This is a genomic window from Pseudomonadota bacterium, assembly GCA_039033415.1.
Classification (GTDB): domain Bacteria; phylum Pseudomonadota; class Gammaproteobacteria; order Xanthomonadales; family SZUA-38; genus JANQOZ01.
Genome location: JBCCCR010000049.1, coordinates 18,573 through 29,674 on the forward strand (window position 1 = coordinate 18,573; position 11,102 = coordinate 29,674).

General features: G+C 62.6%; 7 protein-coding genes. 5 read left to right on the forward strand and 2 right to left on the reverse strand.

Annotated features, from left to right (window positions below; translation table 11 throughout):
* Positions 1-7: 7 nt before the first annotated feature.
* On the reverse strand, positions 8-4,384 hold the full coding sequence (locus AAF358_25755) for a glycosyltransferase (protein ID MEM7708980.1): 4,377 nt from the start codon (positions 4,382-4,384) through the stop codon (positions 8-10).
* Positions 4,385-4,431: 47 nt separating this feature from the next.
* Positions 4,432-5,232, reverse strand: a complete 801-nt coding sequence (locus tag AAF358_25760) for a DUF4412 domain-containing protein (GenBank protein MEM7708981.1) — start codon at positions 5,230-5,232, stop codon at positions 4,432-4,434.
* A 112-nt stretch (positions 5,233-5,344) separates the two neighbouring features.
* Here AAF358_25760 and AAF358_25765 point away from each other — a divergent pair, with 112 nt between their 5' ends.
* The 5 genes from AAF358_25765 to AAF358_25785 all read left to right on the forward strand — a co-directional run.
* The gene (locus AAF358_25765; GenBank protein MEM7708982.1) at positions 5,345-5,854 is read left to right on the forward strand and encodes a tetratricopeptide repeat protein; all 510 of its coding nucleotides are present in this window, start codon (positions 5,345-5,347) and stop codon (positions 5,852-5,854) included.
* A 52-nt stretch (positions 5,855-5,906) separates the two neighbouring features.
* Positions 5,907-7,835 (forward strand): ATP-dependent DNA helicase, encoded by a 1,929-nt coding sequence (locus tag AAF358_25770; protein ID MEM7708983.1) that lies wholly within the window; start codon positions 5,907-5,909, stop codon positions 7,833-7,835.
* A 154-nt stretch (positions 7,836-7,989) separates the two neighbouring features.
* A complete protein-coding gene (locus AAF358_25775; protein MEM7708984.1) occupies positions 7,990-8,391 on the forward strand; it encodes a BlaI/MecI/CopY family transcriptional regulator in 402 nt (133 codons plus the stop codon).
* A 70-nt stretch (positions 8,392-8,461) separates the two neighbouring features.
* Positions 8,462-10,393, forward strand: coding sequence for a TonB family protein (locus AAF358_25780; protein ID MEM7708985.1), 1,932 nt, complete (start codon positions 8,462-8,464; stop codon positions 10,391-10,393).
* A 236-nt stretch (positions 10,394-10,629) separates the two neighbouring features.
* A partial coding sequence (locus tag AAF358_25785; protein MEM7708986.1) for a hypothetical protein occupies positions 10,630-11,102 on the forward strand: 473 nt, incomplete at its 3' end.

An 11,102-nucleotide genomic window follows, 5' to 3' on the forward strand; every position in this document is an offset into this window, starting at 1 on the left:
GCTCTTCTCAGCTGTCGGGTGTCAGGATATCTTTGAGCGCCGCACGGGCCGCGGCAAACGAAAAGTGCTGCTCGACGTTCGCCAGGCCGCCGTCGGACAGCTGCTGCCAGAGGGCCGGGTTGCGATAGGCCTCGAGCACGGCGGCGGCAAAATCCTCCGGTGAATCACCGACCATCACCTCCTGTCCCGGCACCACGTGCATGCCTTCGACGGCAGGACTGGTGGCGACGACGGGCTGGCCGTAGCTCATTGCCATATTGATCTTGCCTTTGACGCCCGCGCCGTAGCGCAGCGGCGCCAGCGAGAGCCGGCAGCCGTCGAGATACGGTTCGAGATCCTCCACAAAACCCAGCACTTCAACGTCGGGCCCAGCCAGCGCTTTCACCGCGTCGGTCATCTTGCTGCCGATCACCGTGAGCTTGATGCCTTCCTCCTGCTGATGCACCAGCGGCAGCACCTCGCGTACAAACCAGGTGATGCCGTCGATGTTTGGCGGATGCTGAAAGCCGCCGACAAACAGCAGGCCCTCGCGTTCTTCATACGACTTGCGGCGTCCGTGTACGGGGTGGATGTTGGACAGGATCGAGACCTTGATGTCCGGGGCGTCCTCGCGAAGAAACTCGCGCTCGTACTCACTCACCACTAGGGTGAGGTCACAGCGGCGGGCAACGTCGAGCTCCCGGGTTCGTGTCTTGGCTGCGGCGGCGTGCAGCGAAGGTTGGTTCTCAAGCTCCGCCAGCCGCTGTTCGCGCAGATAGTGCAGGTCGACGGTATCGAAGAGCAGGCGCGCTCGCGGACAGCAGGTTCTGACCGACTCGATGTGATTGCTGGCGATGTAGTGCCGGCTCAGGATCACCGCATCGAGCGTGTTACCGACCTCTTTCAGGTACTGGTGGGCCGACTTGATAAACGGATGATAGAGCACCTCAACGCCAAGCTGCTGCAGGGGAGCGGTGTAGCGGTCATCGAAGGCGCGGTTTTCGGCCATGAACCGGACGTGCCAGCCGAGGTCGAGAAGCAGGCGCATCAGGTTGACCATCCTGACTGAACCCGAATCCTGGTCCGGCGTGGGCGTGGTGGCATCGATGATCAACACGCTGCGCTGGCGCCGATGGCGCCGCGTCAGGTCCAGCGGTCTCTGCGGATCCGGCTGATCTGGAAGAACCTCCCGCCATCGGTCGACAAACTTCTCCTGGTTGACCACCTGGTAACGTTTGACCCCGGAACTGGTGTCGGTGCCGCTGGTGACGCCCTCAAAATGCACCACCTGGGCGGCCGGCTGGTAGAGCACCCGCAGACCGTGTTCGCGGACCCGAAACGCTAAATCGGTGTCCTCGTAATAGGCGGGTCGGTAGCGGGTGTCGAAGCCACCCAGCTCGGCAAACAGCTCCCGGCGCAGCATGATCGCCGCTCCGGAACAGTAGTCGACCTCGCGGACAAAGTTGACCGTCGGCGCTGACGGGTTTTCGAAGCGACCGTAGTTCCAGCCGGAGCCGTCGCTGAACACAATGCCGCCGGCCTCCTGCAGCCGACCGTCCGGGTAAACCAGCTTGGCCCCCGCCAGGCCCACCTCCGGATGCTGCGCGAAGGTCTCCAGCAGCCGATCAAAACACCCGTGCTCCACCACCGTGTCGTTGTTGAGGAAGAACACATACTCGCCGGTAGCGGACTCGGCCCCCCGGTTGCAGGTATCGATAAAGCCGCTGTTCTCTTCGTTGTGCAGGACTCGCAAACCGGTGTGTTCCGCCAGCCGTTCGCGGGTTTCGTCGCTGGAGCAATCGTCGACAACAATCACTTCGAAGCTGGCGCTGTCTGTTAAGCCGCTCAGCGACTTAAGGCAAGCCTGCGTGTGGTGGTAATGGTTATAGGTTGGAATGACCACCGAAATTTTTGGTGCGTCCGGCAGCGTAAAGGTCAGCGGCTCAAAGGGCTCGTCCGTGTCAATTTCGGCCAGCACCTTGGGGCCAATTTCCGGCTCGCCGCGGGAAAGCTCCTGGCCGATGCGATCAATGGTTCCCTTAAGGCCGCGAACGCGCAGGCTGTTTCGGGCGCGCTGCTGCAGGCTGGCGGCACGCTGCTGATGAAAATTCAAGCCACTCAGCGCTCGCCGGGCGACGCGGGCAGCCACCCGCAGCGGACGAGTCAGTTTCCAGCTGCGCGTGGAAAGGACCATCTCCAGTTCCTCGGCAACGCCAAGAAGCTGTTGGGAAACCGCTTCGATCCGCTCGTCCAGCTGGGAAATATGAAGACGTTGCGCTTCAGTCTCGTCCCGCAGCCGGAGCGCCCAGGCGGAACGATCCTCGAACTCATCCTGCAGCTGCTGGTGGGTGGCGGTGAGCTGCGAGAGATCTTCTTCGAGCGACTTCGCCCAGCCCAAAGCATCCTCGGCGCGACGTGCCTCGCGGCTGGCCCAGCCGGCGCGCTGCTCCAGCTCCTGCTGTTGCCGAGTCAGCTTTGCCTGCAACGTTTTGGCCAGCTCGCTCGCCTCATGAAGTCGCCGGGCGCGGTCTGCGCTCCCCAGATCGTCCGGTGCCGGTGCCTTGAGCGGATAGCGGCCTGAGGCAGGCTCGGTTTCTTCGCCAGGCAGGAGCGAAAGGTATCTGGCGACCGACTCTTGCGGTGACAACAGCGGCTTTTCCGACGCGCGTAGCGCCTCCAGCTGCTCCCGGTCGAGCGTCGCGATTGCCTGCACCAGATTGTCCGACTTGGGGTCGATCAGCAGCCCGGTCTTTCCGTGGTCGATTCGGTGAGCCAATGCACCCACCCGGGTTGCCAGAACCGGTACATCCAGCGCCCACATTTCGCTCAGCGTGTAGTTGAACGTTTCTGAAACCTGCGACAGCAGTAGTGCCAGGTCGGGCCGAATTTCATCAAGTAGGGACGGCAACTCGGCCAGCTGATATTCCAGGATGATGTGTACGTGGTTGCAGCCATAAAACGCTTCGGCAAACTTGCTGCCGCCCAGGAGATAGACGTCAGCAAACCGCGTGAGCTCAGGCAGCGCCTCCCGCAGCAGGCCAGCCCCTTTCTGATCACTGATCCTTCCCGGTACCACCAGGCGCCAGCGCGGCCCGTCGGACAACGTCTGCGGTTGCCGCGCGTGCTCGAAAGGCACCAGTCCGTGGCTGACCGTCGTGATCTCTGGTAGGGCGTCACGATCCACCAGGCGCTCAAGATTGGCCCTGACGGTATCGCTTGGTGCCAGCACTGCCACCTGCGGGCCCTTGAGCGCCGCCAGCCAGCGCTCGCGGACCCGCCGCCAGCGTTCAGGCGACATGGCGTGGAAGTGACTTTCGGCCAGCGCTTCGGTTAATCGGTCATCGGAGAAATCGGCCGCCGACGACTCAAACAGCAGGCCGAGGTCCGGCCAGGCCGGGTAGTAGTCGTGCAGCATCGCCAGCGTTGGGAGCCCGGTTTCCAGCGCCTCAACGCTGTGTCCGATGAGCGAGGACACCACCACGGCGGTCACGCCGTGGGTACTACAGATGGCGTCGAGCACCTGGCGATAGGCGCTTTGCTCAACCACGCTGCCGGCGATGGGGATCGGCAGCGCCCACCGGGCTACGCACGGCGCGTCGAGCGACCCGGGGTGTAGCCTGAGTTCCTGCCCTTGGGACGCATCTCCCGGATTGGCGAAGCTCAGCAGAAAGAGATGCCAGGCTGAATCCCAGGCGTCGGCGGTGTCAGCAGCCCAGCGGGCGGTGCCGCCGCCCCAGCTGTGCAGGATATGAAGCACGACCGGCTTTGCGTCCAGGCCCGCATAGGGCAGGGGCAGGGCCGGAGTCTGCTCGGTGATTTCCCACAGCCGGCTGTTCAGCTGGTCCAGGGGCGCTGCCGCCGGTCGGTCTCGTGGGTCGACCGCGTTGGGTGGTTTCGTTTCGGTTGGCGCCGGCCCAACCAGCAGGTGGGAACACGCCAACCGGTGCTGCGCCTGCGATGAGTCTGCGGTGCGGTCCGGCCAGACGGTTTTCGAGTCCGGGGAAGGCCACAGGCAACACGCCGGGTTAATGTCTCGATAGGGAAAAGCGAGTCTCGGTGTGGCCCACCACAGCGCGGAATCGGTCTCAGCCATCGGCCAGCTTGTGGTCAGCCATTCCGGGCGCACGGCTGAAACCACCTGCGCGTCGGGCTGCGCTTCCAGGCAGCGATAGAGCCGCTCCAACGCCATCGGTGGGAGCGCAGTGCCGGCTTCGAGCACGAGCACGTCGCACCCCGCCGCGAGCCCTGCGGCCAGCGCTTCCTGCGGACTCTCGTGAATGGTCGCGTCCGGCCCAGGCAGTTCCGCCCAGTCCGGGAGAGCCCGTTTGAGCGTTTCTTTGTATCGGGTTGCCTGGTCAGCGGCAGACGCAGCGCTCCACAGGACCACCGCGCAGCGCTGGCTCATACCGATAGATTCGTTGATCGTTAGACGTTAGCGATTAGCTGCGCGGCCTAGAAGCCGAGATCGCTCATGTCCGGCATTTCGATCTCTTTGTACCCGTCGGGAATCTCAAAGACGAGCGGGTCGATGTCGTCGTGAGACACCGACTTCAGCTGGCCGGTGCTGGTCCCCATACGCGGGTCGTAGTGGGTGTACTGAACGGGAATCTCGTCTTTACCGGGCTCACCGAAGTCCAGCACGCCGTCGGACATTTGACCGAAGCTGTTCGCCAGGTCCTGGACGAAGGTCATCATGCCGCGAACGGCAGCGTAGTCCTCTTCGGGTATATCCAGCTCCTTGGCTGTGGTCACGCATTGCTCGGACGATTTGCTGTCGCCGGCGTAAACCTCAATTACCTCGCAGTCGTAGCCGGCAATCTTGCGGGATTCGCCGGTGCGCTCGTAGCTGCGCGGCTTGGCCTCGCCAGCCATCTTGGGCATCATCGAGCTCATCATCTTTTTCATCTGAGCCCGCTGTGAAGCCGGCAGAGCCGCGAGCTGCTGCTCCATCTGGGCCATCACCTGCTTCTGCATGTCGGCGATCTTCTGGACCTGCTCCTTACCCATCACCATGTAGCTGCGATCATCCTGGTTGATCGCGATGAACTGACCGTTGGTTGAATCGAAGATCGCAAAACCCTCGCCGCCCGGTGCGGACATGCGGATTTTGCCGTTGGCGATTTCAGTCTTGCCGTTTTCGATGGCGCCGTCTTCGCTGTTGGCGTAGACGATGGTGGTGTCGGCGAACGCGGCGGTACCCGACAGGGCAATTCCCGCGGCGGCCAGCGCAGCGCAGCTAAGCTTCAGTTTCATGCCGATTCCTAAAGAATTTTGAGGGCCGGAATTATCGGCGATTGCGCGTCAGGTGTCATCCACAGCCGCAGGTGTACAATGCGCGCACGAAAGTTTAGGGAACGACAAACCGTTGAAAAACCGAGCTATTGGCCAGGTCTTGCTGCTCCTAATCGCGGGTATTTTGGTCGGTGCCGGCTGCGCTCAGCGCCCCGCTCCGATCGAGGAGAGAAGCCTGGCGGCCCAGGTTCGTCAACAGGCGGCGGAGACCGCTGGCGTGGTCGAGGTTTTTCCGCTCAGCGGCGGCGAGGATGGTGCGCTGATCGAGCGTGCGCGCCAGGCTGAGGCTGAGGGTGCGCTGGAGCAGGCCAGCATCCTGATTTCCCAGGCGATCGAGCTGGCGCCCCAGGACGCGGCGCACTGGCAATACCTGGCGGAGATCGAGCTGGAGCAGGGGCAGTATTCGGCGGCGATCGACCACGCCAGGGAAAGTTACGAGCTCGGCCCGCGCGTCGGGCAGATCTGCGCGCGGAACTGGCTGACGATTCAGCGCGCCAACGAAGCGCTGCGCCGTTCCTCGGCAGCCATCCAGGCCGGCGCTCGGGCGGAAGAGTGCGCGGTTCGAAATCCGTCCACCTACTGAGCGGGATCACCGCACGGCCCGCCGGCGACCGTGAAACAACGTAGTCGATCCGATGCCCAGCCTCGCTGAACAAGTTGACGACGTGCTGGCGTCTGGCGGAGAGCTGGACCAGGCCTGGCCGCAGTTTCGGCCACGCGACGGTCAGCGTGAGCTGGCGACGGAAATTGCGCTGGCCATGGAGGCGGGTGAACCGCTCATTGCCGAAGCCGGTACCGGCATTGGCAAAACGTTTGCCTATCTGCTCCCCGCGCTGGTGTCGGGTCAGCGGGTCGTGGTTTCCACCGGTACCCGGACGCTGCAGGACCAGCTTTATCAGCGCGATATCCCTCAGCTTTTAGCCGCGCTGGATCTGAAACCGCGCGTGTCCCTGCTGAAAGGCCGATCGAACTATCTCTGTATCCACCGGATGAATCACGCCACCGATAGCGGCGTCATCGACTCACCCGAGCTGCTCACGCTGCTCGACAAAACCCGCGGGTGGGCGCAGCAGACGGACGACGGTGACCTCGTGGGGGCAACGTTCCTGCCGGACAACTCACCGCTGCGGCCGCAGGTCTCCTCAACGGTCGACAACTGTCTCGGCGGCGAGTGTCCCAACTACGGAGACTGCTGGGTGATCCGCGCCAGGCGGCAAGCTCAGGAAGCCGATCTGGTGGTCGTTAACCACCATCTGCTGTTTGCAGACCTGGCCCTGAAGCAGGAGGGTTTCGGTGAACTGCTGCCCGAGTGTGACGCGATTGTCGTGGACGAGGCCCACCAGGTACCTGACGTGGCCAGCCGGTTTTTTGGGCGCAGCTTCTCCTTTCGTCAGCTCACCGAGCTGGCCCGCGACTGTCGCAGCGAGGGCGCCGGTGCCCCCGGTGCTTTACCGGTGCTCGTGGAAACTTTGGCGGAACTCGATGCAGCGGCGCGGCGGCTGAGGCTTGCCGTCAGCACGGTCAGCGGCCGGCTCGGGAATCGCGGCCCGTGGCAGGAAGCGCGGCGGCGCGATGGCCTGGAGGGTGAGCTGGTGGGCGTCGCTGACGTGCTCGGCCGGCTGAGTCAGGCGCTGAAGCCGCTTGCGCCGGCCACGGCAGGGCTGGAGTCGGTCTGGCAGCGCAGCCAGCGGCTGCAGGCGGCGGCCTCCGCATTCCTGAACGACGAGGACAGCGACCACGTCTGCTGGTATGAGGCGTCTCGCCAGGGTTTTCAGCTGCAGCGGACCCCGCTCAATCTTGCTGAGGCGCTTGGCAGCATTCGTGAGGCGGCAGCGCCCTGCTGGATTTACACCTCCGCCACGCTATCGGTCGGCGGACGGTTTGATCTGTTCCAAAGCCAGCTGGGCCTGGAGAGCGCCCGCTCGGTGTCGATCGACAGCCCGTTCGACTATGAGAATCGGGCGCTGCTCTATCATCCGTCAGGCCTCCCCGAACCTGCCGAGCAGGGATTTGTGCCCGCGTTTGTCGCGGCGCTGCTGCCGCTGCTGGACATCACCGGGGGCCGCGCGTTTGTGCTGTTCACCAGCCATCGCAACCTGCAGCAGGCTCGCGCGATTCTGAGCAACGCCCTGGACCTGCCGATTTTTGTTCAGGGTGATGCACCCCGGCACCAGCTGCTGGAGGACTTTCGGCGGTCCGGCAACGGCGTGCTGCTGGGCGCGGCGAGCTTCTGGGCCGGCGTCGACGTGCCCGGCGATGCGCTCAGCTGCGTGGCCGTCGACAAGCTGCCGTTTGCCGCGCCGGACGATCCGGTGATCCAGGCCAGGCTCAATAAGCTGCGACAGGAAGGCGAAGCCCCATTCGGTCGCTACCAGCTGCCGGCGGCGGTGCTGACCCTCAAGCAGGGGGTCGGGCGCCTCCTGCGGCACGAAAACGATCGCGGTGTGGTGGTGGTGGGTGACCCGCGGTTGACCAGCAAGGGCTACGGAAAGGTGTTCCTCAAAAGCCTGCCGCCGGCTCGTTACACCCGGGATCTCGCGGACGTTCGATCGTTTTTTGCCTGATTTTGTAACGAACGGGCCCGCACGACCGTCCTATTGATGGCGGCAGCAGACATTTGTTCGGAAATAGCGAACTTTACGACCCTGAACGTACGACAGGCGTCGTTAAATTGGCTATACTTCTCGCACTGTTGGCACATGCCCGGAGTACGATCCAATGCGACGCATGAAGAAGTCGGGCATTCCGAGACCTACAGAAGCCGAGCTGTCGATCCTGAGCATTCTTTGGCAGCGCGGCCCCAGTACGGTGCGGGATGTCCATGAAATTCTTAATAAAAAAGAGAATACCGGCTACACCACCGCTCTGAAGCTGCTGCAGGTGATGCATACCAAAGGGCTGGTGGCGCGCGACGATTCGCAGCGCGCACACGTCTATAAACCAGCGATGAGTAAAGATTACACGCAGACCCAGTTCGTCACCGACCTGGTTCAGCGGGTGTTTGACGGCTCGCCATCTGAGCTGGTGCTGCACGCTCTGGGTAACTCCAGGCGCGCCACCGCCGACGAGCTGGCCCAGATTCGGGCGATGTTGGACCAGATAGAAGAAGACGAAGGCTGACTCTCTGCGGCTCCCGCGGGAGTCCTGGCAGGGGGTCACCGCCGTCGGTGACAGGAATGATGGGGTACTCATGACCGAGCTGTTGATCGGACTTGGACTGGAACCCGCCGTAATCGGACCATGGATTACGGCCTTGGGCTGGGCGCTTGTACATTTTGTGTGGCAGGGCGCGCTGCTCGGCGCGGCGTTTGCCGCCGGCTGCTGGCTGCTGCGTGGCGGCAGCCCGGAATATCGTTACTGGCTGGGTCTCGGCTGCCTCGCCGCCATGGCGCTCGCACCCCTGGCGACTTTCACGCTGCTGCTGGAATCGTCCGGCACACTGCTGTTTACCGATACTGCGTCACTGCAGGTCTGGGCTGACCCGGCGATTGCGGCCGTAGCTGCCGGCACCGGGCTGGCGCCTGAAACGGTCTCGCTGTCCCTCGAACAGGCGCTGCCGTGGATCGTCGGCATCTGGGCCCTGGGTGTGCTCGCCATGAGCACCCGGGTTGCGGTCAACTGGACGCGTCTGATCCGCCTGAGCCGGGTCGGTATCCTGCCGATCAGCGAAGAACTTGAGCAGCGGGTTGAGGCGCTGAAACAGTCGATGGGCGTTCGGCAGGCCGTTCGGGTGGTCGAGACGACCGTCGCGCAGGTTCCTACAGTGCTGGGCTGGCTCCGGCCGATGATTCTCCTGCCCACCTCCACGCTGGTGGGCCTTAGCCCCGCGCAGCTCGATCTGGTGATCGCCCACGAGCTGGGCCACATTCGGCGGCTGGATTTTCTGATCAACCTGTTTCAGGTGCTGGTCGAGACGCTGCTGTTTTACCACCCGATGGTGCGCTGGGTTTCACGCCGTGTTCGGGAAGAGCGCGAGCAGTGCTGCGACGACATGGTTGTGGCAGTCTGCGGCAACCGCATTCAGTACGCCCGGGCGCTGGCCAACCTTGAGTCAATGCGCAGCCCGCAGCTTGAACCTGCTTTGGCCGCAACCGGCGGTCAGCTGGTGCAGCGCATCGAGCGAATCGTCTGCACGCATCGCCAGCGCGACAACTTCAGCGCCAACAGCGGCGTCGTTTTTGTCATCGCCGGCCTGTTGGTGCTCGCAGCGCAGCTCGCCGATCCGATCGGTGTGTTTGAAGATCGCCGGTCCCGGCTGGCCGAAGCGCTGATGAGTGAGCTGCAGGCTGAGCAGGCGCTTGGCGAGTCCACCTACGCGCCGCTGGCGGAGGCCCGCGTGATCGAGCCGGTTGAGCCGGCATCGTCGCCGGCTGCCTCGACCGCTGCTGACAGCAGCGTGGTCACCCGAGACGCCGAGCCTGAGATGACGCAAATCGCTGTTTCAGCAGCCGGCGCTGATGCTGACCGCGCAACGTCAACGCCTGCAGCGGCCTCGGCAGCTGTCGTCTCCGTTGAGATCGAGGCGGCCGCACCGGCGCCGACCTTCACCGCACCCGCGGTGAAGCCCTGGACCCCGCCGGTCAGCTACGACAACGCGGTTGCGGTTCCAACGGTTTCCAACGCAGAACCCCTGCAAGTGGCTACGGCCAAGCCGCTGGCTGAGCCGCTCGCCACAAAACCGGCTGAGTCTTTGATGAACATCGCGCCGGCCCCGGCACCTGAGCGAGCCGCTCCGGCAGCGGCCTCACAGCCCAGCGGTCCGGTAGCCATTCGGCGCATGAGCCCGGAATATCCGGTGCGCGCACGGGTCTCAGGCCAGCAAGGGTTTGTTGAGCTCACCTTCAGCGTCACGCCCGACGGTCGTGTTGAGGAAGTGCGCGTTCTGGACTCATGGCCTCGCCGCGTATTCGATCGCTCCGCCAAGCGAGCCATCAAAGGCTGGCGCTTCGATCCCGCCACGGTGACCGGTCAGGAGCGGCTGAACCAGCGATTCGAGTTCTCGCTGGCCGGCAGCGAGCTGCCGTCAGCCCGCCGAGACGCCTGTCTCCCGCTGACCGGCACGCGAATCTGCCGACAGGACTCTCCGACAGCGCTCATGGCGGAAGCAGCCAACCAAAAATAGGCCTGTCGGCCAGTAATTTCCTTCTCGTCTTGCAAGTTCGCCGCATTTCGCGGCGAAGTTGACCCATTTTCTGTAATTTCGACTAATTTTCAGATCTTTTTTGCAAAAAGGTCTGTTCGGAAGGCTGCGCTGATCACGGCGATAGAGAGAAAGTTTGGGTCTGCCAGCACCAAAAGTGACATCTCTTCGCTCGATTCGGGGCTCTGTAACAAAAGTGTCATATGGCCTGATTATCCTTGCGGCACCCTGTTACCAAATTAACAGCAGTTGCCTTTAGTACTATTACTACAGCTATGGGGCTTAATTATCTACCAGATAATATTCTACCTGATCAAGTTAGGTGGCCATTAGCTGGAGGAATTTCAATTGCACTACTCGAGCTATTTGCTAGGTCTGGTAGAAATAGCTTAGAGCAGGGCAGTATTCCGCAGGGGATTAGCCATGATTTTCGTAATCCAGCTATTGCCACCATGGGTGTTGCTGGTTTTGGTTTTTTTCTTTTTTCAGGCTTAACCAATTTCCAGGCATTTGGTCTTTTTTATGGTAATGAAGCTGATTTAGCAGAGCAGGGTGCTCAGTTTGCTGATCTCGCTGGTGAAGTAGTTAGGGCAGAGTTTAAAGGAGTAAGTGAACATTCATTGAAGATTGCTGAGCAAATGGAAGAGGATTGTCTGAAGCATTTAGAAGATGAAATTTCTGGTTCTACTAG